The organism is Flavobacterium sinopsychrotolerans, from assembly GCF_900110375.1.
GTDB lineage: Bacteria > Bacteroidota > Bacteroidia > Flavobacteriales > Flavobacteriaceae > Flavobacterium > Flavobacterium sinopsychrotolerans.
In genome coordinates, this window is sequence record NZ_FODN01000004.1 from 261,274 (window position 1) to 286,046 (window position 24,773).

At 33.4% G+C, this 24,773-nt stretch carries 20 protein-coding genes; 16 read left to right on the forward strand and 4 right to left on the reverse strand.

Translation table 11 applies throughout. The features are described from left to right. Positions 1-49 precede the first annotated feature (49 nt). Positions 50-220 (forward strand): hypothetical protein, encoded by a 171-nt coding sequence (locus BMX64_RS15710; protein ID WP_167543047.1) that lies wholly within the window; start codon positions 50-52, stop codon positions 218-220. Positions 221-310: 90 nt separating this feature from the next. On the opposite strand, the gene BMX64_RS15840 is transcribed toward BMX64_RS15710, so the two are convergent. Further along, complete coding sequence (locus BMX64_RS15840; RefSeq protein WP_244273277.1) at positions 311-457, reverse strand: hypothetical protein; 147 nt, start codon at positions 455-457, stop codon at positions 311-313. Positions 458-483: 26 nt separating this feature from the next. Continuing rightward, a complete protein-coding gene (locus BMX64_RS15845; protein WP_244273278.1) occupies positions 484-753 on the reverse strand; it encodes a hypothetical protein in 270 nt (89 codons plus the stop codon). A 102-nt stretch (positions 754-855) separates the two neighbouring features. Here BMX64_RS15845 and panB point away from each other — a divergent pair, with 102 nt between their 5' ends. The 11 genes from panB (at position 856) to BMX64_RS09770 (ending at position 15,476) form a co-directional block, all read left to right on the forward strand. Continuing rightward, positions 856-1,674 (forward strand): 3-methyl-2-oxobutanoate hydroxymethyltransferase, encoded by an 819-nt coding sequence (gene panB, locus BMX64_RS09720; RefSeq protein ID WP_091171036.1) that lies wholly within the window; start codon positions 856-858, stop codon positions 1,672-1,674. A gap of 93 nt (positions 1,675-1,767) precedes the next feature. Continuing rightward, a complete protein-coding gene (locus BMX64_RS09725) occupies positions 1,768-2,457 on the forward strand; it encodes an RluA family pseudouridine synthase (RefSeq protein ID WP_167543048.1) in 690 nt (229 codons plus the stop codon). 64 nt (positions 2,458-2,521) lie between these two features. Then, positions 2,522-3,862 carry a hypothetical protein gene (locus tag BMX64_RS09730; RefSeq protein WP_244273279.1) on the forward strand — a complete coding sequence of 447 codons (1,341 nt, stop codon included), beginning with the start codon at positions 2,522-2,524 and terminating at the stop codon, positions 3,860-3,862. 27 nt (positions 3,863-3,889) lie between these two features. Beyond that, entirely contained in the window at positions 3,890-5,218 is a 1,329-nt protein-coding gene (locus BMX64_RS09735; RefSeq protein WP_091171047.1) for an aldehyde dehydrogenase, read from the forward strand. Further along, positions 5,209-5,946 (forward strand): nitroreductase family protein, encoded by a 738-nt coding sequence (locus BMX64_RS09740; RefSeq protein ID WP_091171050.1) that lies wholly within the window; start codon positions 5,209-5,211, stop codon positions 5,944-5,946. Before BMX64_RS09735 ends, BMX64_RS09740 begins: the two co-directional genes overlap by 10 nt. A gap of 28 nt (positions 5,947-5,974) precedes the next feature. Beyond that, the gene (locus BMX64_RS09745; protein WP_091171053.1) at positions 5,975-6,757 is read left to right on the forward strand and encodes a DUF2189 domain-containing protein; all 783 of its coding nucleotides are present in this window, start codon (positions 5,975-5,977) and stop codon (positions 6,755-6,757) included. A gap of 183 nt (positions 6,758-6,940) precedes the next feature. Next, positions 6,941-10,909: a PAS domain S-box protein gene (locus tag BMX64_RS09750; RefSeq protein WP_244273280.1), complete on the forward strand. Its 3,969-nt coding sequence runs from the start codon at positions 6,941-6,943 to the stop codon at positions 10,907-10,909. Between the two features lie 79 nt (positions 10,910-10,988). Beyond that, a complete protein-coding gene (gene ypfJ / locus BMX64_RS09755; RefSeq protein ID WP_091171059.1) occupies positions 10,989-11,849 on the forward strand; it encodes a KPN_02809 family neutral zinc metallopeptidase in 861 nt (286 codons plus the stop codon). Between the two features lie 166 nt (positions 11,850-12,015). Next, positions 12,016-13,305 carry a DEAD/DEAH box helicase gene (locus BMX64_RS09760; protein ID WP_091171063.1) on the forward strand — a complete coding sequence of 430 codons (1,290 nt, stop codon included), beginning with the start codon at positions 12,016-12,018 and terminating at the stop codon, positions 13,303-13,305. Between the two features lie 445 nt (positions 13,306-13,750). Beyond that, the gene (locus BMX64_RS09765) at positions 13,751-14,836 is read left to right on the forward strand and encodes an SMEK domain-containing protein (protein ID WP_091171067.1); all 1,086 of its coding nucleotides are present in this window, start codon (positions 13,751-13,753) and stop codon (positions 14,834-14,836) included. Positions 14,837-14,996: 160 nt separating this feature from the next. Beyond that, complete coding sequence (locus tag BMX64_RS09770) at positions 14,997-15,476, forward strand: hypothetical protein (RefSeq protein ID WP_091171071.1); 480 nt, start codon at positions 14,997-14,999, stop codon at positions 15,474-15,476. A 223-nt stretch (positions 15,477-15,699) separates the two neighbouring features. Here the strand turns inward: BMX64_RS09770 and BMX64_RS09775 are convergent, their stop codons facing one another. Beyond that, positions 15,700-16,398 carry a pseudouridine synthase gene (locus BMX64_RS09775; protein WP_091171074.1) on the reverse strand — a complete coding sequence of 233 codons (699 nt, stop codon included), beginning with the start codon at positions 16,396-16,398 and terminating at the stop codon, positions 15,700-15,702. A gap of 150 nt (positions 16,399-16,548) precedes the next feature. Further along, a complete protein-coding gene (locus tag BMX64_RS09780; protein ID WP_091171077.1) occupies positions 16,549-18,084 on the reverse strand; it encodes a YifB family Mg chelatase-like AAA ATPase in 1,536 nt (511 codons plus the stop codon). A 234-nt stretch (positions 18,085-18,318) separates the two neighbouring features. Between BMX64_RS09780 and BMX64_RS09785 the strand changes: the two genes are divergently transcribed. The 4 genes from BMX64_RS09785 (at position 18,319) to BMX64_RS09800 (ending at position 24,721) form a co-directional block, all read left to right on the forward strand. Then, positions 18,319-21,309: an amidohydrolase family protein gene (locus tag BMX64_RS09785; protein ID WP_091171080.1), complete on the forward strand. Its 2,991-nt coding sequence runs from the start codon at positions 18,319-18,321 to the stop codon at positions 21,307-21,309. 72 nt (positions 21,310-21,381) lie between these two features. Beyond that, on the forward strand, positions 21,382-22,689 hold the full coding sequence (locus tag BMX64_RS09790) for an amidohydrolase family protein (protein WP_091171083.1): 1,308 nt from the start codon (positions 21,382-21,384) through the stop codon (positions 22,687-22,689). Positions 22,690-22,698: 9 nt separating this feature from the next. Then, positions 22,699-23,076, forward strand: a complete 378-nt coding sequence (locus BMX64_RS09795) for a PH domain-containing protein (protein ID WP_091171087.1) — start codon at positions 22,699-22,701, stop codon at positions 23,074-23,076. 328 nt (positions 23,077-23,404) lie between these two features. Beyond that, positions 23,405-24,721, forward strand: a complete 1,317-nt coding sequence (locus BMX64_RS09800) for an ammonium transporter (RefSeq protein ID WP_091171091.1) — start codon at positions 23,405-23,407, stop codon at positions 24,719-24,721. Positions 24,722-24,773 lie beyond the last annotated feature (52 nt).

The window sequence follows — 24,773 nt, forward strand, 5'->3', positions numbered from 1 at the left end:
AATCCAACTATTAATAGTAGATTTCATTACTATTTTTAAATCAAATACTATGGAAATTAATTGGGTAATAGTTAGCATCGTAATCATCTGTGTGCTTATTTTGATTGTATTTATTATTAGAAAAAATCAAAAAGATAAAAAAGAGTATACTCATTTTTTAAATAATGATTTCAAAAAAGCAAAGGAAGAAGAATCAGATTTGAATGACGACACGTATTAATTTGTATTGTTGCACTCTTTTGAAAGCTAGCAAAAATCATTTCATTTTTCATGAAATAAAATTCATTATTTCATGAAAAGTGAAACAATACTACTTTCTTCTCGTATCAATAAGATGAACGATTTTCCATTCCGAAGTTTCGTAAGTATCTTTTTTGAAAAGCGTAAAGGCATTCACTCCTTTATGACTTAATTTACCATTCACGTAAAACTCATACGGCGTCCAAGCATGCGCCATACTTCCATCAATTTGGATGGAGTAACTCAGTATTTTTCGTGAAATTTCAATTCGGCAGGAATAGAAGCAATTGATTTAAAAAATGCTGTTGGTTTTTCATTGGATAATTTAGCTCCTTTTATATTCTCATTAATAGATTGTAAAATCATTGTTTCGTCGCAAAGAGCCTTTAATTTCAGAGTGTCTTTGGCATGAAAAGCCTCAAAAAAAGTTTCAATTACGTTTTGAATTTCTTGATTTTGAGCCTGAGAATTGGCCGATATGAACAATACTATCAATACTACTATTTTACGCATAATTACTTTTCTTAAATTAATTGGTACATTAAAAACATTACTGTTACATTTTTGAGTTAAAAATATACATTTTATTACCTTTACAATCTTAAAACAACAAATATGTCTGTCGCTAAAAAAGATTATAAAAGGATTACTACAAAATCACTGATTGAAATGAAAGCCAATGGGGAGAAAATTTCCATGCTTACCGCATACGATTACACCATGGCAAAAATCGTTGATACAGCCGGAATTGATGTAATCTTGGTGGGCGATTCCGCTTCGAATGTAATGGCTGGTCATGAAACCACCTTACCAATTACGTTGGACCAAATGATTTATCACGCTTCCTCTGTGGTGAGAGCTATAGAAAGAGCATTGGTTGTGGTAGATTTACCTTTTGGAAGTTACCAATCAGATCCAAAAGAAGCCTTGCGTTCTGCCATCCGAATCATGAAAGAAAGTGGTGGTCATGCCGTAAAACTGGAGGGTGGTAAAGAAATAAAAGACTCTATCAAGAAAATACTAAACGCAGGAATTCCGGTCATGGGACATTTGGGTTTAACGCCACAATCTATCTATAAATTTGGAACCTATACGGTTCGTGCAAAAGAAGAAGAAGAAGCGCATAAATTAATTGAAGATGCCAAATTGCTTGAAAAACTGGGTTGTTTCGCCTTAGTTTTAGAAAAAATTCCGGCACATTTAGCCGAAAAAGTAGCTCAAAGTATTTCGATTCCAGTAATTGGGATTGGTGCTGGTGGCGGTGTAGACGGACAAGTTTTAGTTATTCACGACATGTTAGGAATGAACAATGAATTTAGTCCGCGTTTCTTGAGAAGATACATGAATTTATACGAAGGAATGACAACTGCCATTGGTCAATATGTTGCGGATGTAAAATCAAGAGATTTTCCAAATGCGAATGAACAATATTAAATTTGACTTCTTAGATTCTTAGACTTTTAGATTGCCAGATTCCATTTCTAAAAATCTAAGAAGTCTAAGAAATCCAACCCTCTAAAAATCCAAATGAAAATAGTTTCGAATAAAAACAACCTTCAAGTGCTACACGAAGACAACCATCTTATTGTGGTAAACAAGCGTGTAGGCGATATTGTGCAAGGTGATAAAACGGGTGATAAACCATTATCCGATGTGGTCAAAGAATACATCAAAGACAAATACAACAAACCTGGAGAAGTATTTCTGGGAGTCGTGCATCGTTTGGACCGTCCTACGACCGGAATAGTCGTTTTTGCCCGCACCAGTAAAGCGTTGACGAGAATGAATGAGTTGTTCAGTAACCGTGAAACTCAAAAAACGTATTGGTGTATTGTGAAAAACAAACCTTCAAATACCGAGGATAAATTGGTCCATTTCCTGAAAAGAAACGAAAAAAACAACACTTCAAAAGCGCATTTAAAAGAAGTTCCGGACAGCAAATTAGCCAGTTTAGATTATAAAATCATTAAGGAACTCAATAATTATTTTGCGCTGGAAATTAATCTTCACACGGGAAGACACCATCAAATTCGGGCACAGCTCTCAGCTATTGGTTCACCCATAAAAGGCGATTTGAAATACGGTTTTGACCGAAGCAATCCGGATGGAGGAATCCATTTGCATGCTAGAAAATTAGTGTTCATCCATCCTGTCACTAAAGAAAACATAGAAATTACAGCACCCGTACCAGATGATGTGATTTGGAATGCTATTTAATCCTAAAAAACAGTATTTTACTTTTATACATTGACAAACCTAAAACTTCACAAAACCAACTTTTATGAAAAAACAATACCTTATTTTTTGTTTCATTTCCTTTTTGAACATGTCTGCTCAAGACCATTTTTCAGGAATAAACCTGTCTAACAGAGTAGGATTACTTAATGCCAGTGTCAATCCGGCAGAACTTTCTAATTTAAGTTCTAAATATGAAGTAAATCTTTTTTCTGCGAGTGTAAATGTTGCTAATGATAAAATAGGTTTTAGCGATATTATTAATGGAGAAAATATTGAAGATTTATTATTTAAAGGAAATGACCCTGTAAATATGCGTATTGATGCAGAAGTTTATGGCCCAGGTTTTGCCATGAGATGGAACAAATGGGCATTCGGTTTTTCAACAAAAGCAGCTGCAAAATTAAATTTTATAGATATTGATCCAAAACTTGCCGATGCGATTAATTCCAATAATATTGTTGGCTCTTCAACGGTAAGCAATAATTACAATCAACGTTTAAACGGGACAAGTTGGGGAGAAGTGGGATTTTCAGTATCAAGAAATATATTCGAAAATGAAAAACATAAATTCAATGCGGGTGCAACTCTAAAATTATTATTCCCAGGTTCTTACACTAATTTAGGGGTAGATAAATTTGCGGGAACCATCAACAACATTGGTGCAGAAGCTTATTTAAATGATTCACAAGCTAACATCAACATCGCTTATTCAGGAAACTTCAATGACGGTTTTACTGATTTCAATAATTATTCAGAATCTGTTTTTGGAAAATTAAACGGAGTGGCAACAGATTTTGGTGTAAATTACCAATGGAAAGATAAAGACAGTTACAAATTAAATGCAGGTTTGGCGGTACGAAACATTGGTGGAATGACTTTTGAGGATGATGCAAATTCATCCACTGATTACGCATTAAATATACAATCTACACTAGCAAATCCAAATGGTTTAGCTCTAAGCCAATTTCAAGATGCTACTAATTTACAAGAAGTGGAAACGATTTTACAAAACGATGGTTATCTAACTAAGACTGAATCCAATCAAAGCTTTAAGATAAACCTACCTACTGTTTTCTCTGCTTATGCAGATATAAAAGTAATTCCTAAACTTTTTGTTGCACTTTATACACAACAAAAACTCGGGGATGATAATAAAGACAATCAAATAACAACTCAAAATGTAGTTTCGATTACACCACGGTTTTCATTAAAAAACTATGAAATTTATTCGTCTTGGGCTGACAATGAAATTTCTGGAATAACCGGCGGTTTCGGATTTAGAGTATACGGTTTTTATATGGGATCGAGTTCTGTAATAACAGCTTTAACAAGTGACTCGAAACAAGCTGATTTTTATATAGGATACAGACTTGGATTAAAATAACGGTTCCACAAATTTTAAAATCAAACTATGAAGCACAAAACCGACATAAAATACCGAAAAGAATCCCTTAAAAAATTATTGCATGTCATCACAAAACATGAAGATGCAATTATTAAGGCATTATACGATGATTTTAAAAAACCTGCCTTTGAAGCTGTTTTAACCGAAACCAATTATGTGATCAGTGATTTAAAAGAAACAATCAAAAACATTGATTCTTGGGCGAAGCCAAAGAGAGTTTCTGCTTCTTTTTTAAATTTTCCATCATCTGATTTCATTTATAGTGAGCCTTATGGAAATGTACTGATTCTTTCTCCTTGGAATTATCCGTTTCAATTAGCCATGTGTCCATTAGTTGCAGCAGTTGCAACAGGAAATACTGTCACATTAAAACCATCAGAACTAACTCCAAACACGGCTGCTATACTCTCAAAAATAATTCGTGAAACTTTTGATATCAAACATGTAGTAGCCATTACAGGAGATGCCACAATAGCACAAAATTTATTGAGCAAACGTTGGGATTATATCTTCTTTACAGGAAGCGTAGCAGTTGGAAAAATAGTGGCGAAGGCTGCTGCCGAAAATCTAACACCGGTTACACTGGAATTGGGCGGAAAAAGTCCTTGTATTGTTGATGAAACGGCTAATTTAGAATTAAGTGCCCGACGAATTGTATGGGGAAAAATCCTAAATGCAGGACAAACATGCGTTGCACCTGATTATATTTTGGTACACCATAAAATAAAAGATACTTTAGTGAAATTCCTTATTCAGGAAATTGAAAAAGCACTTGGAACAAATCCGGAAGTATCCCCTGATTATGCACGAATAATCAATCTGAAAAACTGGCAACGACAATTAAGTTTATTGGAAAATCAAAAAATACTTTTTGGAGGACAATCCAACAGAGATTCACTGTTCCTCGCTCCTACTCTGCTAGACGAACCAGAGATGGATAGTTTAGTCATGCAAGAAGAAATTTTTGGACCAATACTCCCATTAATTTCCTACCAATCAAAAGCTGATGTTGAAAAAATAATTTTAAGCTTTGAAAAACCATTGTCCTTGTATTTATTCTCCCAAAACAAATCTTTTATTGAAGAAGTTTTGCAAAAATACTCCTTTGGTGGCGGTTGCATCAATGACACCGTAATTCATCTAGCCAACAATCGCCTGCCTTTTGGCGGTGTGGGGAATTCCGGAATGGGAGCCTATCACGGAAAATTAAGTTTTGATATTTTTTCCCATAAAAAAGCTATTGTAAAGAAAGGGACTTGGCTGGATTTACCGATGCGTTATGCTCCATACAAAGACAAATTAAAATCCATTAAAAAATTATTAAAATGGTTGTAACCAATGAAAAATCAGTTAGTGAGGCCATCAAATACAGACGATCTGTCCGAGTTTTTAAAAACGAGCCTATTGATGAACAAAAAGTAAAAGAGTGTATTCAGCTTGCAGCACTTGCTCCTACCAGCAGTAACATGCAGCTTTGGGAATTTTATCATGTTGTTTCTCCCGAAATGATAAAACAAATAGCTACCGCTAGTTTTGACCAGAATGCAGCCAAAACAGCACAACAATTGGTCGTTGTTGTCGCAAGAAAAGATTTATGGCGCAAAAGAGTGAAATCGAATATTGATTATTTAAAAAATCAGTACGGTAATAAACCAGAATCCGATTATTCGAAGAGAGAGAAATTTGCTTTAAACTATTACCAAAAAATTATTCCTTCGCTTTACTTTGATTTTTTGGGTATTATAGGAATGATAAAGTTTATTGCTTTTCAAATTATCGGACTTTTCAGACCGATATACAGACAGGCTCGTCAAAGCGATATGCGTATTGTAGCACAAAAAAGTGCCGGCCTGGCCGCACAAAATTTTATGATCAGTATGGCAGCTATAAACTACGATACCTGTCCAATGGAAGGTTTTGATTCGCTGAGGATAAAAAAAATATTGAATTTACCGGCTTCTGCAGAAATAAATATGATTTTAGGCTGTGGAATAAGAGACGAAAATGGCGTATATGGAGAACGATTCCGAATCCCTTTTGAAGAAATCTATTTTAAAAAATAAAAACTAACAAACCAAATTTACCAACCAAATGAATAAAAATATACAATACCGAATTGACGAAATAAGAAAGAGCGGATACGCATTAGATTTTGGAAATGTTTTCAACCATGCCTTCGAGAATTATAAAAAAATTGCACTGTATGGCGGTTTAATGTTGTTTGTTTTTATGATCCTGATGAGTATTTTTGCTATTGTAGCACTCTTTACGTTTTTTGACCCCGAAACTGTTTTAGAAAAATTAAAAGCTGAAAATTTACAACCCGAAAATTTAACTTTAAACTCCATATTAATATTCTCAGGAGTATCTATTTTATTATCGAGCTTGCTTAGTCCATTTTCAGCAGGATTAATAAAAATGGCGTATTGTGCCGAAAGAGATGAAGAATTTCATGTTTCAACCATGTTTGAATATTACAAAGCTACTTATTTTAAGGAACTATTTATAGCAACATTTTTAATTACTTTATTGAGTACAGGCCTTCCAAAATTATTTGACTATGCCCAAATACCGTTTGTTGGATTCATAATTACAGTACTTGTAACTTTATTTACGCTAATAACAATCCCGCTTATTATTTTTGGTAATCTGACAGCTATCCAAGCTATCCAAGCCAGTATCTTAATCGTTTCTAAACAACCTGTAGTCATATTAGGATTATTTGTTATTGGAATCATAGCCACTTTGGTTGGATTAATTGGATGCTGTATTGGAATCGTTTTTACCATTCCTTTCATGTATTCATTATATTATGCTATTTATAGTGAAATAATTGGATTTGAAAAGGAAGATGAACTTGAGGAAATGAAATAAAGGGCTAAATCATTTATTTTTTAATACAAACCAAAATTTATTTTTAAAATTTTGGTTTGTATTAAAAAATAAATCTTATATTGATTGTGATACAAAGATTGAATCCTAAATCTAATCTTTTAAACCTGATAAAAATTTCCTATCGTGTTGTACTATAGCCTACTGACTATTTTTAACTCAAAATTGATTTTATTTTGGGCGTTTATTTTTTTTACCTGGAATAATCTTTTACTGATTATCATACCTATTTTATTCATATTTTTAGGATCTGAGGTTTATAAAATAAAAGCAACTTTAAAGAGTAAATTATTAGAAAATGGGACCGAAACAATATACAAAAATAAAGAGTACCAACTTTATCTACTCTTTTTGGGTATCATACTGCCATCCTTTGAAATTATCTTTGAGATTTTTAAAATTAGACCTGAGAGTTTATTAATTCCCAATTGCAGTATTGGATTATTTCTGTTTATACTTTATCTGTTAAGTACTAAATATGCTATTGTTTTTAAAAACATTAAAACAATATTCATCACTTTGTTTCTGTTTTATTTTTGTTTTATCTCCAGAAACTTAATTCATTCGCCCAGCGATACGATTCCTATTGTAGGTTTTATAGTTAGTTTTTTCTTTTCGTACAGCATTTTAAAACCCAGAAAACTGTATTGGTATTTTGTAACGGCGGTTTTCACATTTTATGTAGTACTATTTCTTTTCGAATTGGTGCCTTTAAAAACTAATATCGCACTTGCCGTCTATTCTGTTATAATTCTGATTATCAATTACATTCAATACATATCGTTATTGAATGTTGAAGTCGAAACGCGTTTTAACAATCAAATCATTAACAAAGGAAATTCCCTTATTCTGGCAACAAATAAAAAAGGTGAAATTGTTTTTTGCAGTGAAAATGTAAAATCAATTTTAGGATATACCGTTGATGAGGTTATGGGTTTAGGTTATTGGGCAGCCACAGAAGACAAACATTTTTATGAGGAGGCTCATCAAACGAAAATTAAGGTTGATCGGATATTTATCCGTAAAATTAAATGTAAAAATGGAGAATACAAACACATACAATGGAACGATAAACAATTTTCCTCCAATTTAATTATAGGAATTGGTCAGGATGTAACTAATGAAATAAACGTACAAAATCAATATAAAAACTTAATTCAAACAGCAACTGATATTATTTTTGAAGTGGATGATGATGGTAACTTTACTTTTGTAAATGACTTCACCATGATGATTTTAGGTTATGAAGAGCAGGAAATCCTATTTAGAAATTATTGCGAATTCATAAGAACGGATTACATCGATGAGATGATGCGTTTTTATCGAAATTTAGAAGAAAACGAAAATGATTTTCCAACTATTGAAATTCCTATATTCAAAAAGAATGGAGAAATCGTATGGATTTCTCAAAAGGTAATTATCCGTAGAAATGATTCTTACAAAGTAATTGGCTACTCTGGAATTGCCAGAGACATTACAAAATTAAAAGACATCGAAGCTGAACATAAAATACGCCAGAAAAAAGTTGAAGAATACGATAAAACAATTAAAAAACTATCAACTACTAACTTTAGCAATTATAAAAACATAGATCTCAGTGTGATGCAAATCATTGAATCAGCGGCGAAAGTTTCTAAATGCAATCGGGTAAGTTATTGGAAATACTCTGAAGATCGTATTATTTGTGAAAATTTATATGATTTAGATACGAATGTGTTTAGTAAAGGATATGTTTTAGAAAAGGAAAAATATCCCATCTATTTTGAATCTATAAAAAGTAAAAAACAAATTAGTGCGCCAGATGTTTTCAATAAATTGGAACTGTCTGAATTTGTAGAGGATTATTTTTTAAAATATGATATCAAATCGCAACTTGATATTCCTATTTTTATTAATGGTGAATTATCAGGAACCATAAGCTTTGAAACAGAAAAAAACATCAGAAACTGGGATAATGATGATATCAATTTTGCCCGAACAATTTCGGATATTATATCCCTGACAATGATTTCGCACAGCCGATATGAAACCGAAAAGAAATTAGAATATAAGAGTGAACTGCTTTCTGCAATGACACTATGTGCAGAAAAATTTTTAAACAGTAACGATATTAATGCTATTTTCTCTGATGTCCTTGTTATAATGGGTAAGGCAACCAAATCCCACAGAGCGTATTACTATGAAAATGATGCAAACACTGGATTAATAAGTCAAAAATACAGATGGTTAATCCATAATTTAAAACTAACGGAAAACAATGTAAAGCTTCAGAATTTACCACACGAGTACTTTGAAGAATTATTAACTCCGCTTTTGAATAATAAAATTTATGAAGCAGTAATTCCAAAGATTGAAAATGTTTCTTTGAGAAATAAATTAGCTCATGTTGATGTAGTTTCTCTAATCCTTTTTCCAATTTTTGTAAAAAACAAATTTCATGGATTCTTAGGATTTGACGACACCAAAAATGAAAGGCTCTGGTCAGAAGATGAAGTCAATATTTTACAAACATTAGCACGTAATATTGCTTCTTCGATTGAGCGAATTAAAAATGAAACCAATATTTATGAAAGTGAAGAGAAATTTAGACTCTTAGCAAATAATATACCCGGCACCGTTTATCTATCAAATTATGATGAAAGTAATACAAAGATTTATATCAATGATGAAATTGAAAAACTGACCGGCTATCCAAAATCAGATTTCCTTAGTAACAAACTATCTTTCATCGATTTAATTCATCCAGAAGATAAAACAAGTACTATTGCAGCACAAAAAAATGCAACAGATAATAAAATAGCTATTCATTTAACCTATCGAATTATACACAAGAACAAGCATATTGTTTGGGTGGAAGAATTTGGAGATGTGATTTATAAAGAAGGAAAAATTGCATTTATTGAAGGTATTTTTATTGATATTACAGAAAGAAAACAAACTGAAACTGTGATTCAAGAAAAAGAATTAGCGGAAGCGGCGAACAAAGCAAAATCTGAGTTTCTGGCTAATATGAGTCATGAAATTAGGACTCCATTAAATGGAATCATTGGTTTTACTGATTTATTGATGAAAACGAATCTTGAAGAAACGCAAGAGAAATATTTAACAACCGTCAATCAATCGGCACATTCCTTATTAGACATTATTAATGATATTTTAGATTTCTCAAAAATTGAAGCCGGAAAACTGGACTTATATATTGAAAAATATGATATTAAAGAAATGTTGAGTCAGGTCATTGATTTGATATTATATGAATCAAACCATAAAAATTTGATTTTAGAACTTACTATCGCGCCAGATATACCCAACTATTTTTGGGTGGATAGTGTTCGTTTAAAACAAATATTGATCAATTTATTGGCAAATGCTGTAAAATTCACCAAAAAAGGCTCTATAAAATTAGAAGTTTCCGTTATTGAAAAAATAGATGAGGTGAATGCTACAATTCGCTTCGCAGTTATAGATACCGGAATCGGAATATTGGAAGAAAATAAAAAGAAAATATTTCAAGCTTTTTCTCAAGAAGATAGCTCAACAACGCGAAAATTTGGTGGTACCGGACTAGGGTTAACAATTTCAAACAAATTGTTAGGCCTGATGAATAGTCATTTACAATTGAAAAGCACTATAGAATTAGGCAGCACTTTTTATTTTGATTTAAATTTAAAAACTAGTAATCAACCAATAGTAAACAATACAATAGTTGATGCTAATGTTGATGCCATTAAAAAAAATGAAAGTGAAATTATCAAAAATATAAAAGGAACTACTGTAATGATTGTCGAGGATAATAAAGTAAATATGTTATTACTCAAAACAATTATTAAAAAACTACTGATAAATCCTGCTATTTTTGAAATTATAAACGGTAAAGAAGCTGTAGAACAATTTGAAACCATAAATCCAGATATTATTTTCATGGATATCCAAATGCCAATCATGAATGGATATGAAGCCACAAAATTGATTCGGAATTTGAAATCAGGACAGAACGTACCTATAATTGCAATAACTGCCGGTACAGAAAAAGAAGAAAAGGAAAAATGTCTTAATGCAGGAATGAATGATTACATTCCAAAACCAATAATCAAAGGAATCATTGAAGAAACATTTTTGAAATGGGTAAACTAACCCAATCAAAAAATCATTAATTATTGTTTTAAAATATGTAATTTTATATTCTAAAACACAACAACTAAAATAACAGATTATGAAATGGAGTGGCAGACGTCAAAGTGAAAATTTTGAAGACCGAAGAGGGATGTCTTCTGGTGGAAAAACAATTATAGGAGGTGGTATCATTGGTATAATTATCTTGTTACTAAACACTTTTGGTGGAGAAAACGTCCAAATGCTTACGCCAATATTGGAACAAATGAATGGAGGAAATGGCGCTCCTACTGAACAAAGAGACTTAACTGCCGCCGAAATTGAAGAAGGCAAATTCATAGAAGCCATATTGGTAGATACCGAAGATGTTTGGGGAAAAATATTTCAGGAAAATAATATGCAGTATGAAAGACCAAATTTAGTATTGTTCAACCAGGCTGTGGAAACGGAGTGCGGTAATGCTACCTCTGCTTCGGGACCTTTTTATTGTCCAGCGGACCAAAAAGTATATATGGATTTAACATTTTTTGAAGAACTGAAGACAAAATTTGGTGCGCAAGGAGGCGATTTTGCAACAGCTTATGTAATTGCCCATGAAATTGGTCATCACGTGCAAACCTTGCTTGGCACTTCTGCTAAAATGAGACAAATGCAGGAAGGAAAAAGCCAGGCTGAGGCCAATAAATTATCGGTTGCTCTGGAATTGCAAGCTGATTTTTATGCGGGTGTTTGGACGCATTACAATCAAAAAATGAATAATTTCTTGGAAGAAGGCGATATTGATGAAGCATTAAGTGCGGCTCACGCGGTTGGTGATGATGCAATTCAGGCCAAAATTCAAGGACATATTGTTCCGGAATCTTTTACGCATGGAACTTCGGCGCAACGTAAAGCGTGGTTTATGAAAGGATATAAATCCGGTGACATCAATCAAGGCGATACTTTTGCAGAAATAAGATAAATTTCAAATCAATAAGAATTTAAAAATCGGGATATAGTCCCGATTTTTTTTGGGCTATATTTAAACAAATCAAGGCAATCAAAAGCACATCGGAAAATTAACTGTACCTTTGCGCCCAATTAAAAAAGTAACCTAAATACTAGTGTTTACTTTATAAACACCATTTATGTCATTTAACTCATTAGGTTTATCTGATGCTTTACTTAAAGCCATCAGCAAAAAAGGGTACACAACTCCCTCTCCAATACAACAAAAAGCAATTCCCCCAATATTAGAAGGTAAAGATGTTTTAGCGTCTGCACAAACAGGAACAGGAAAAACAGCCGGTTTTACATTACCTATTTTACAAATATTATCACAGGGTCAACAATTGAGACAAAGACCTATTCGTGCCTTAATATTAACACCAACAAGAGAATTAGCCGCACAAATATTAGCCAACATCAAGGAATACAGTGTATTTTTAGACTTAAAAAGCACCGTTATTTTTGGTGGTGTAAACCAGAATCCCCAGGTAACGCAATTGCGTCAGGGTGTCGATATTTTAGTGGCCACACCAGGTCGGTTAATCGATTTGCAAAACCAAGGTTTAATATCACTTGCCAAAGTTGAAATTTTAGTTTTAGATGAAGCTGACCGTATGCTAGACATGGGTTTCGTACGAGACATTGAGCGCATTATAAAAGTATTGCCTACAAAAAGACAAAATTTACTATTTTCGGCAACCTTCTCAACAGACATCAAGAAATTGGCGATGGGCATTTTGCACCATCCCGTTCATGTAGAAGCAACACCGGAAAACACAACCGTGGATGCTATTACTCAAATAATATATCCTGTTGCCAAAGAGAAAAAAACTGAACTGATCATTAAACTGATTACCGAAGGAAACTGGAAACAAATTTTGGTTTTCACCCGTACCAAACAAGGCGCCAACAAACTGACTGAAAGCATGATTAGTGCCGGAATCAAAGCAGCAGCCATTCACGGAAACAAAGGTCAGGGAGCAAGAACCAAAGCCTTGGCGGGTTTCAAAGACGGAAGCCTAACCGCTTTAGTCGCTACCGATATTGCGGCCAGAGGTCTGGATATTCCATTGTTGCCGCATGTGGTCAATTTTGAATTGCCTAACATTCCTGAGGATTACGTTCACCGAATTGGTCGTACAGGAAGAGCTGGAGCCAATGGGGAAGCTATTTCGTTATTCAGTCCGGATGAAACGGTTTTTTTACGTGATATCGAAAAATTAGTGGGTTTGAATTTGCCTAAAGAAAACATCAAAGGCTTCGAACCCGATCCTAACGCTTCCAAAGAGCCAATTAAACAAGGACAAGGAAGACAACAACGCGATTCAACTCCGCGAAAACCAAAAACAGACACCACAAACCGAAGTAGCAATAACAGTTTTGGTCCAAGACGTCCGAGTCAAAGTAATGACAGACGTTCTAATAGATAATTAACTTTTGTTCTTTTAGGAGCAGAACGAGTTCGTTTTTTAATAACGTATTTCCCGCTATTCATTACAAACCTAGTAAGAGCTGAACACCAGCTCTTACTAGGTTTTTCATTTCTATCGGGGCTATTGAGAACGTTTTTACTTTCAAAATACCATTTTGCAAATTCATCCCTTAAATCTATTATAACTAGATGATTTGTAAGAAAAAAACAATATATTTGGGATAAATAGTATGACTGTCACAATACCTATCTACAGTAAATTGGGTGGCTTTGTATGATTTTGTTAGACCTATAAACTAGTGGCGGTAATTCAACATATTAATACCAAATTGACTCCTTCAGCTAACGGAAGAAAGTGAAAAATTTGGAAAAATATTAGAAAAAATTACTATTCAAAAATCATTGATTTTAAAAACTCAAAAAATGTTAGTTAGAATTATAATATGAGCGAAAGAGAAAAATATCTAAAAATTATAACAACTCAGTTTTCCATTTGGGAAGTAAGATTGCAAAATCTTTCTTCCCTTAATTTATATGATGCTCACAATATATCTGAGCATAGTATCTGCGAACTTTTGAATCTTATTTTCGATTATAAATTAAAAAATCTTAATAATCTGAAAATGAATTTTCCTGCAATAGATTTAGGAGACAAAACAAATTCCCTTTGCATACAAGTTACTTCAACTAGGTCTGGAAAAAAGATTCAAGAAACGATTGATAAATTCCTTGAAAAAAATTTGAATCAACAATATGGTGAATTGTTTATTGTAATTTTAGGAAAGAAACAAAAATCATATTCAATTGAGTATAATTTAGAGCATTTCAATTTTGATTCAAAAAATCAAATTCTTGATTTCAGAAATTTGTTGAATATTATTCAAAGCAAGCCAATAATTATTCTTGAAAAAATCTCTAAAATTCTTTTAAGTGAAAACTCAAACGAACAGAAAGCCAAATTAAATCCAAATGAGATAAAAATTAAGCGCAATATCGCATTAAAGAAAAGGTTGCAAAAAGCATTTTTAATAAAATTAGAAAAAAGTGATTGGGAGTATTCTTGCTTTGAACCTTGGATAAAATTCAATTACCACAAAGTTCTTATAAGATCTATTGATGATACATCATGGCCAAATTGTATTGATAATCCTTCAGATGAAATAAGTTCTTGGTTTAAAGGCGAATTTTATGATTTTTATGACAACGGAGTTGAACTAATTTCACATGGAGGAAGAGCGATTTTCGATAAAAATGACAATTGGGATTTACTTGATTGGCATAATGATCCAAGAGAAAAAAACACAAATTATACGATTACAAATTATAATGTTTTTTTACAGATTCCATATGACTACATTGTAGATTTTGATATGGATGTTGATCCATATGATGGTCTTCCATCAATATTTGTAAAATATGAAAAAGATGGAATGCCTTACGAAAACATTTTTTATGGAACACCAGGATCTTTTAAGTCCAAACGATTCAAATATTTATTTGATGAAAATAATAGAAAGGTCTTAAAATAACTACCTCTAATACACGCTACAAGCAATTTGGGTATTAGGCTTAATTTAAAATTGGTTTTGTATTTGGGAGATTTGGCATATCCGAAAATAGGGCTTAATTTAGCCCAAAAACCGCTGTAGTAGCGGGACTTACAGGAAATGGAAGAAAAAACAGCTCAAAATGAAGAAATGGATTTTAATATTATTTATAATTTTTGGTTTAAAATCAAATGCTCAAAATTCAATTCCTCGTTTTGTTAAACTTAAATTGACAGAAATCAAATCTATTGAAACAGAGTTTAATTGGCATAATGAAAATATATTGGTTATTAACTTCATAACACCGATAAATTTTTCAGATTCAGATTATGAAAAAAATATTACTCAAACAATTGATTATTGGAGTGAATTTTATAAAAATGTAGATTTAAAAAATGCTAAAAAAAAATTTGTTTATTCTGACTGCGTAGGAAGAAATCAAATGTCTAAAAACAATACTATTCATATTGACAAAAACGAAATCATCCGCAACATTTTTTTTCCTAAAGATAAAACTTGCTCAGCAATAGTTATTCTTAATAAAAATGGTGATTTCAAAATACTAACTGGAAAATATAATCAACAAGAAATTACTGATTCAATATCCGAAATGAAGAATTAATTGCAACTACTGGTAACAGCGCGCAAAACTTCATTCCTAAGTTTTCGGTAAGTTTTGCCACCGTTAGTGCGATCGTCCTACTCGTGAACACTAACAAAAGTAAATCACTATAAATTTCTAATAGGCACGAGAGGGAAGCTCGCGATAGCAATTGCATTATCGATTTTGCAGAAGTTAAATATCTGAAATCAAAAATCGTTAATCAAAAATCTGAAATCTGTTCCTATTCATAGGTATTCAAATCCAGATTAAGAATAGTACCTACTCTGCTAAACTCTTCATTAATCTTTGCATTCAAGATTAGTGGTTCATTTGTTATTGGATGATTAAAAATTAACTGATGTGCATGAAGCATCATTCCTTTCAGTTCAAAATGCTCCAACCATAATTTATTTTGTTTGTTACAACCATGTGGACGACTTCCTAAAATGGGATGAAAAATATGTTTAAAATGTTTTCGTAATTGATGCATACGTCCCGTTTCAGGAATCGCTTCTACCAAACAATATCGTGACGTAGGTTTATTGTTAAATGCTAACTCAATTTCGGTATTTTGCAAACGATGAAAGTAGGTTATTGCATTTTGTGTAATGCCATCATCATTGGTTAAATCATAATCAATCGTTAGTTCTTCGGGTGACCAACCACGTAAAATGGCTAAATATTTTTTTTCGACTTCGCGTGTGGCAAAACGATCATTCATAATTTTTAAAACTTCCTTATCCAACGCAAATAACAAAACACCGGATGTTTTGCGATCTAACCGATGAATAGGATAAACGTGTTGCCCTCCTATTTGATTTCTCAATTCTTGAATCGCATAAACTTTTGCATCGCGCGCGTAAAACGATTTGTGGACCAACAATCCACTTGGTTTATTAATTGCAATAATATATTCGTCTTGGTACAGAATTTCTAACATTTGGCAAAAATAAAAGAGATTTCTCTCGAAATCTCTTTATTGACTTATTTATTTCTATACTTTTCTTTTTTCCCCTGCTAACACAAGCGTATTCTCAATCTTGCAGCCGTGAAACATCTAAAATCGTTAATCAAAAATCTGAAATCTAATTTACCCCAACCAACCATCTCGATCCAAACTTCTATATTGAATCGCTTCGGCAATATGACTCGAAACCACTATTGGAGCCGCATCAAGATCAGCGATTGTTCTTGCTACTTTCAAAATCCTGTCATAGGCCCGAGCAGAAAGATTCAATCGTTCCATTGCCGTTTTTAATAATTGCTTGGAAACATCGTCCAAAGCACAATATTCCCGAATGTGTTTGGTGTTCATTTGAGCATTATAATGGATATTTTCCATTTGCTCAAAACGTTCGGTTTGAATTTCTCGTGCTGCAGTCACTCTTTTCCGAATATCAACACTGCTTTCTGCCTTTTGATCTTCGGATAGTTTGTCGAAAGGAACCGGAGTCACTTCAATATGAATATCAATTCTATCCAATAAAGGTCCCGAAATCTTACTCAAATACCGTTGCATTTCGTGTGGCGAAGAAGTTTGTGGTGAATCCGGATCGTTAAAGAACCCACTTGGACTTGGATTCATACTCGCCACCAGCATAAACGAGGACGGATAAGTAACCGTAAACTTGGCTCTGGAAATCGTTACTTCCCGATCTTCCAGCGGTTGACGCATCACTTCCAAAACGTCCCGTTTGAATTCCGGCAATTCATCGAGAAACAAAACACCGTTATGCGCCATAGAAATTTCGCCAGGTTGCGGATAACTTCCTCCTCCAACTAATGCGACATTCGAAATAGTATGGTGCGGACTTCGAAACGGACGTTGATTCATCAATCCCACTTCCTTTAATTTTCCGGCAACGCTGTGAATTTTGGTTGTTTCTAATGCTTCACGCAACGTCATCGGCGGCAATATACTCGGTAAACGTTTGGCAAGCATGGTCTTACCTGCTCCCGGCGGTCCAATCAAGATAATATTGTGCCCTCCGGCGGCGGCAATTTCCATGCAACGCTTGATACTCTCCTGTCCTTTCACATCCGAGAAATCGAATTCAGGAAAGTCTAATGTTTTATAAAATTCAGCTCGCGTGTCTATTGTTGTTGGTTCCAGAGTTCCTTTTCCTTCAAGGAAATCAATTACTTCCTGAACGTTTTCGACTCCATACACATCTAATCCAGCAACAATCGCTGCTTCTTTTACATTTTGCTTTGGAAGAAAAAAACCTTTAAAACCTTCTTCTTTGGCTTTAATGGCAATGGGTAGAGCACCTCTTATTGGTTGAAGGCTGCCATCAAGGGAAAGTTCCCCCATAATGATGTATTTATCAACGTCCTCGGCATTGATTTGCCCAGATGCGACCAAAATTCCGATGGTTAAAGTCAGGTCGTAGGCAGAGCCTTCTTTGCGCAAATCAGCAGGAGCCATATTGATGGTGATTTTTTTACCTGGCATGGCGTAGCCGTTATTTTTGAGTGCTGCTGCAATACGGTAACTGCTTTCTTTAATGGCATTATCTGGTAATCCAACTAAATGATAACCAATACCTTTATCAATATTTACCTCAACAGTAATCGTTGTGGCTTCGACTCCAAAAACTGCACTTCCAAAAACTTTAACTAGCATCTGTTTTTATTTGATTCTAAAATTAGAGAAAACTTTTCTTATTATTATTATAAATCCTACACAAATTCCAATAAAATAGTGAATAACCAAAATTTCATCAAAAAATACTTCAAATATTACATATTACAGTCCGATATGATACATTTTTCGCAAAAACAAAATGTTAAAATTAAAAAAATTGAAGGTATACTATTAGCATTTTTCTACTTTTAGAAAATAATTAGAAACCTTACTATGAAAAAAATCTTACTTCTGTTATTTTTCAGTTTTTTACTGCCAAAAACTTATGCACAGGAATACTTTCCTAACAATGAAAGTGTTCAAAACAAAACCAGCAATTTTACCGCATTTACCAATGCAAAAATCTATGTTACACCAACACAAGTTGTTGAAAAAGGTACTTTACTGATACAAAACGGAAAAGTAATTGGTGTGGGAACTAATATTTCAATTCCTAAAAACTGTACCACAATCAACTTAGAAGGAAGGTCCATTTATCCTTCTTTTATTGATATTTATACTAGTTTTGGAATCGAAAAACCAAAAGGAATTACCGAAAGAAACCCTTTATATGATACTAAAAGATCCGGTTTTTATTGGAATGAGAGCATACGTTCTGAGGTAAATGCCTACGAAGCTTTTAGATACGACCAACCTAAAGCCGAAGAATTATTGAAAGCTGGATTTGGTGTTGTAGGAACGCATATCCCAGACGGAATTGCCCGCGGATCAGGAACTTTAATCGCTTTGAATAACTTTGAAAAAAAGAATCAATTACTTTCTGATAAAGTGACCAATCATTTTGCTTTTACTAAAAGTGTAACCACAAATCAATCCTATCCAAGTTCATTAATGGGAATGATGGCATTATTACGCCAAATGTATTATGATTTAGACTGGTACAAAAAAGGAAATTCAGCAACCAAAGATTTGTCATTAGAAGCCATGGCAAATAATGAAAAGTTAGTACAAATATTTGCTTCTGAAGACAAATTAAACAGTTTAAGAGCGTCCAAAATTGCGAAAGAATTTGGTTTAAATTATGTTTTAAAAGGAAACGGAAATGAATTTGAACGCATTGAGGAAATCAAAAAAACGAATTCGAAATTTATTATTCCAATCAATTTCCCTGAAGCGTATGATGTTTCTGATCCGAATCAAGCGAACCAAATGGAATTGAAAGATTTGCGTTTTTGGAACCAAGCGCCTACCAACCTTAAAATTTTAGCTGATAATGGAATTGTTTTCGCTTTGACGACAGACAAATTAAAGAAGATGGAGGATTTCAGACCTAATCTTTTGAGAGCCATTAAACATGGTTTTGATAAAACCAAAGCGTTAGAAGCATTGACTACCATTCCTGCTGCTCTTTTAGGAAAAAGCAACGAAATGGGAACATTGAAAACAGGAAGTTTAGCCAATTTTGTGATTACATCCGGAGAAATTTTTGAAGAAAAAACAGTGTTGTACGAAAACTGGGTTCAAGGAAACAAATATGTTGTCAATGATATTGCTACGAAAGACATTCGTGGAAATTATGATTTGACCATTAATACCGAAAAATACAAATGGAAAATTGATGGTGAAATTACGGCGCCAAAATCAGAAATAACAACAGTAGATTCAAAAAAAATCAAGTCAAAACTGACGATGACCAATAATTGGATTTCGACCGTTATTAAACCAAATGACTCTACTAAAACGAGCTTCACCAGATTAATTGGATACATCGAAGACACACAAAATCTTTCTGGAAAAGCAGTTTTATTCAATGGAAATGAAGTAAAATGGACGGCTGTAAAAACATCTCCTTTTGTAAAAGCGATTGATTCTTCTAAAATTGAGAAAAACAATATGATTATCCCAACAACATTTCCAAATGTTGCTTATGGTAATTTGAAAAAACCAACTGCAGAAACCCTGTTATTCAAAAATGCTACTGTCTGGACCAATGAAAAAGACGGTATTCTGGAAGAAACGGACGTATTAGTCAAAAACGGAAAAATCGCATCCATCGGGAAAAATATTTCTGATGCATCCGCAACAATCGTTGATGCTAAAGGAAAACATTTGACTAGTGGAATTATTGATGAGCATTCGCATATTGCGATTTCAAACGGTGTAAATGAAGGCGGACACAATTCAAGTGCTGAAGTAACAATACAAGATGTTGTGAATTCAGAAGACATTAACATCTATAGAGATTTAGCTGGTGGAGTTACTACTTCTCAATTACTGCACGGTTCAGCAAATCCTATTGGAGGACGCTCAGCTATTGTAAAATGGAAATGGGGAGCACCTGCAGATGAAATGTTGTACAAAAATCAACCTGGATTCATCAAATTTGCTTTAGGTGAAAATGTTAAACAATCCAATTGGGGTAACGTAAACCCTACTCGTTTTCCTCAAACCAGAATGGGTGTTGAACAAGTTTTTACAGATTATTTCCAACGGGCTAAAGAATACGATATGGCTTGGAAAGCTTATAATACTGGTGGTAAAAAAGCAAAAGGAAATGCGCCAAGAGTTGACTTAGAATTACAAACATTAGCCGAAATATTAAATAAAGAACGTTTCATTACTTGTCATTCCTATGTTCAATCGGAAATTTTGATGTTGATGAATGTTGCTGAAAAATTTGATTTTAAAGTTAATACGTATACTCACATTCTTGAAGGTTATAAAGTTGCCGATAAAATGAAAGAACATGGCGTTGGAGCCTCTACTTTCTCGGATTGGTGGGCTTATAAATTTGAAGTGAATGATGCCATTCCTTTCAACGGACCAATTATGCATAATGCAGGAATTGTAGTTGCCTACAACTCTGATGATGCTGAAATGTCTCGAAGATTGAATCAAGAAGCTGCAAAAGCAGTAAAATATGGTAATATTTCTGAAGAAGATGCATGGAAATTTGTGACGCTGAATCCTGCTAAATTATTACATATTGATGATAAAGTAGGAAGTATAAAAGTGGGCAAAGATGCGGATATCGTATTATGGAATGCAAATCCTTTATCTATTTATGCTAAAGCTGAAAAAACCATGATTGAAGGTGTTGTGTATTACGATGCGAAAAAAGATGAAGCGCAAAGAGTAGCAATTGCTAAAGAAAGAAGCGAGCTTATAGGTCAGTTATTACAAGAAAAAAATAAAGGGATGACTACGCAGGAGCCTAAAAAGAAAGAAAAGACAGAATATCACTGTGATTCTATGGAAGAATAACGGAATAATTTGAATTTCAAAAAACCGGAGCTTTTATAAAAAAGCAAAGCAATTTTAAAAAAACATACAAATATGATTAGTAAAAAAATATATCTTTTAGTGTTGGTCTGTAGCATCTCAATACTTGCAAAAGCACAACAAACACCAGCCGCTAAGCAATCAAAATCTGTTTTGATTCTTAATGCAACAGCACACTTAGGTAACGGTGAAATAATTGAAAACAGCGCCATAGGATTTGTGGACGGAAAAATCACTTTGGTTGCAGATGCCAGAATAATCCGATTAGCTGCAGGAGCATACGATGTGACAATTGATGCCAGTGGAAAACATGTGTATCCGGGATTTATTGCACCTAACTCAACATTGGGACTTGTTGAAATTGATGCCGTAAAATCATCTGACGATGAAGATGAAATTGGAGCCATGAATCCAAATGTAAGAAGTATTATAGCGTACACTGCCGATTCTAAAGTAATAGAAACCGTAAGACCAAACGGTATTTTGATGGCTCAAATAACGCCTCGTGGCGGAACAATCTCTGGTTCTTCATCGATTGTTCAATTGGATGCTTGGCATTGGAAAGATGCAATTATAAAAGAAAATGACGGAATTCATATCAATTTCCCCACTACTTTTAGAAGAGGTGGATCACGATTTGAACCTGGAAATATTGAAGCCAATAAAGATTATTCGAAACAAATTTTAGAATTATCTGGATTTTTATCTAATGCAAAAGCGTATTTAGGCGATAGTTCAAAAGAGCGAAATTTAGTTTTAGAATCTACAAAAGGTCTATATGACGGAAGTCAAACGCTGTTTGTTCATGCCAATGAGGAAAAACAAATCATCGATGCGGTGCAATTTGCCAAAGAAAATGGTATTAAAAAAATGGTCATTGTTGGCGGATATGAAGCTTATAAAGCTGCTGAATTATTACAAAAAAACAATATTGGCGTCTTGTTAAGAAGAGTTCATGATATGCCCGAAAATGATGACCATGATATTGATTTACCATACAAAGCAGCAAAATTATTAACCGATAAAGGTGTTCTAGTAGGTTTAGAAAATAGCGGTGCACATGAAAGAATGAATACCAGAAATTTACCATTTTTAGCGGGAACATGTGCTGCCTACGGAATGGAAAAAGAAAAAGCGTTACAACTAATTACATCAAATACTGCTAAAATATTAGGAATTGATGCGCAATGTGGTACCTTAGAGCAAGGAAAAGATGCTACATTATTCATTTCCGAAGGCGATGCTTTAGATATGAGAACCAATAAACTGACTAATGCCTTTATACAAGGGAGAATGATTAGTCTTGAAACACATCAAACAAAGCTGAACGACAGATATAAAACAAAATACAATCAAAAATAAATTAATATAATGGGACTATTTAACGCCATCTTAGGCAATGCATCTGAAGTAAATATTGAAAATGTTTCGAATGAATTTGAGCCTATCTTAATTGATGGAGAAAAAATTGAAAAAGCGTATAAGCTTATTCGGGATATGTTTATTTTCACCAACAAAAGGCTGATTTTAGTCGAAAAACAATTGGTTGGAAGCAAAGTTGATTATATGTCGATTCCGTATTCCAGCATTAAGAAATTCTCTAAAGAAAGTGCGGGAATATTAGATTTGGATGCCGAATTAAAAATTTGGTTAAATCACGATAATAATCCAATTGTAAAACAATTTGGCAAAGGCGGAAATAACATCAATGAGGTTTATAAAATTTTAAGCATGCATACGTTAAAATAAATACATCATTTATAATTTGAAGGCACTAATTGTAATCCATACAATTAGTGCCTTTTTAAGTTTAATCTCTTTTTTCATTGCAAAAGACGGCGACAAATCAGAATAGGATTCTTAATTTTTTGGACAAAAGGCGTTTTTAGGTATCAAAACATAATATTCCTTTAAACTAACTTTAACAAATTATAAATTTTATCTTCATATTATATTATACCCACAATAAAAAGGGGTACACATTGTTTAAATCGTAAAAATAAAACATTCAATTACTTTTATAAAGGGGGTTGTTGATGATTTTTATATTTTTATCGAAATTTAAAACTAAAAAACAATGAGAAAAATTATTTTAAGTGTGATATTAATCACAATCTTGGTATTTACCCTTTTTTCAAATTATTTTCTAACAGATAGCCCTGCGCCCGCAGAAGCTGTAAAATTTGACACTGGCGATACCGCTTGGATGATTGTTGCTACAGCACTTGTATTAATCATGACTCCTGGTTTAGGTTTCTTTTATGGTGGTATGGTAGGTAAAAAAAATGTCATCAGTACCATGCTTCAAAGTTTTATGGCCATGATAATTGTAACCGTTTTATGGGTTGTTATCGCTTTTGGATTATCATTTGGACCAACAATTGGAGGCGTTATAGGAAATCCTATCCCGAATTTATTCTTTCAAGGTGTAGGTACTAATACATCATGGAGTCTTGCTCCAACAATCCCGTTTATGTTATTTGCTTTGTTTCAAGCAAAATTCGCTATAATTACCCCAGCTTTAATTACGGGTGCTTTTGCTGAAAGAATTCGTTTTTGGGCTTACTTGCTATTTATGGTTTTATTTATATTACTTATTTATACACCATTAGCGCACATGACTTGGCACCCAGATGGTATTTTCTTTAAAATGGGAGTATTAGATTTCGCCGGTGGAACTGTAGTTCACATGAGTGCTGGATGGGCAGCATTAGCAGGAGCCATTTTTTTAGGAAAAAGAAAAGCACAAAAACCTAATCCTGCACGTATCACTTATGTATTATTAGGAACTGGTTTATTATGGTTTGGATGGTTTGGGTTCAATGCCGGATCGGCTTTAGGTTCTAACGGCTTAGCAGTTCAAGCGCTAGGTACTACAACTGTTGCTGCTGCCGCAGCTGGAATGGCTTGGGTATTTCTTGACAAAATTCTTGGTCATAAACTTTCTGCAATGGGAGCTTGTATTGGTGTAGTTGTAGGTTTAGTGGCTATTACTCCTGCTGCAGGATTTGTGAGTATTCCACACGGAATGTTCATAGGAGCTTTTGCTAGTATCGTTAGTAATTTAGTAGTTAGAAGTTTTCACAAAGGAAAAATTGATGATGCTTTAGACGTATTTGCTTGTCATGGTGTAGGCGGAATGGTTGGAATGCTTTTAACTGGAGTTTTTGCTTCAAAATCAATTAACTCCGTTGTTGGTGATAATCAAGGTCTAATTTTTGGAGACGCTACATTATTTATTAATCAATTAACTGCTTTAGTAGTTGTTTCCATATTTGCTTTTGTAGGTTCCTATTTCCTTTTCTTTATTGTAAACAAAATTACTCCACTTCGTGTAAGTGAAGAAAAAGAAGAATTGGGTTTAGACATTTCTCAACATGGTGAATTTTTGTAAATCATCGTAATATAAAAAACTCTCTGAAATTCAGAGAGTTTTTTTTTGCACT

Excerpts from the sequence above, each read along its gene's own strand:
- BMX64_RS09770 (WP_091171071.1), top strand. The coding sequence starts at position 14,997 with ATGAAGAAATGGATTTTAATATTATTTATAATTTTTGGTTTAAAATCA.
- BMX64_RS09740 (WP_091171050.1), top strand. The coding sequence starts at position 5,209 with ATGGTTGTAACCAATGAAAAATCAGTTAGTGAGGCCATCAAATACAGA.
- panB (WP_091171036.1), top strand. The coding sequence starts at position 856 with ATGTCTGTCGCTAAAAAAGATTATAAAAGGATTACTACAAAATCACTG.
- BMX64_RS09745 (WP_091171053.1), top strand. The coding sequence starts at position 5,975 with ATGAATAAAAATATACAATACCGAATTGACGAAATAAGAAAGAGCGGA.
- BMX64_RS09725 (WP_167543048.1), top strand. The coding sequence starts at position 1,768 with ATGAAAATAGTTTCGAATAAAAACAACCTTCAAGTGCTACACGAAGAC.
- BMX64_RS09735 (WP_091171047.1), top strand. The coding sequence starts at position 3,890 with ATGAAGCACAAAACCGACATAAAATACCGAAAAGAATCCCTTAAAAAA.
- BMX64_RS09730 (WP_244273279.1), top strand. The coding sequence starts at position 2,522 with ATGAAAAAACAATACCTTATTTTTTGTTTCATTTCCTTTTTGAACATG.
- BMX64_RS09760 (WP_091171063.1), top strand. The coding sequence starts at position 12,016 with ATGTCATTTAACTCATTAGGTTTATCTGATGCTTTACTTAAAGCCATC.
- BMX64_RS09790 (WP_091171083.1), top strand. The coding sequence starts at position 21,382 with ATGATTAGTAAAAAAATATATCTTTTAGTGTTGGTCTGTAGCATCTCA.
- BMX64_RS09765 (WP_091171067.1), top strand. The coding sequence starts at position 13,751 with ATGAGCGAAAGAGAAAAATATCTAAAAATTATAACAACTCAGTTTTCC.
- BMX64_RS09795 (WP_091171087.1), top strand. The coding sequence starts at position 22,699 with ATGGGACTATTTAACGCCATCTTAGGCAATGCATCTGAAGTAAATATT.
- BMX64_RS15710 (WP_167543047.1), top strand. The coding sequence starts at position 50 with ATGGAAATTAATTGGGTAATAGTTAGCATCGTAATCATCTGTGTGCTT.
- BMX64_RS09785 (WP_091171080.1), top strand. The coding sequence starts at position 18,319 with ATGAAAAAAATCTTACTTCTGTTATTTTTCAGTTTTTTACTGCCAAAA.
- BMX64_RS09775 (WP_091171074.1), bottom strand. The coding sequence starts at position 16,398 with ATGTTAGAAATTCTGTACCAAGACGAATATATTATTGCAATTAATAAA.
- BMX64_RS15845 (WP_244273278.1), bottom strand. The coding sequence starts at position 753 with ATGCGTAAAATAGTAGTATTGATAGTATTGTTCATATCGGCCAATTCT.
- BMX64_RS09780 (WP_091171077.1), bottom strand. The coding sequence starts at position 18,084 with ATGCTAGTTAAAGTTTTTGGAAGTGCAGTTTTTGGAGTCGAAGCCACA.
- BMX64_RS15840 (WP_244273277.1), bottom strand. The coding sequence starts at position 457 with ATGGCGCATGCTTGGACGCCGTATGAGTTTTACGTGAATGGTAAATTA.
- BMX64_RS09800 (WP_091171091.1), top strand. The coding sequence starts at position 23,405 with ATGAGAAAAATTATTTTAAGTGTGATATTAATCACAATCTTGGTATTT.
- ypfJ (WP_091171059.1), top strand. The coding sequence starts at position 10,989 with ATGAAATGGAGTGGCAGACGTCAAAGTGAAAATTTTGAAGACCGAAGA.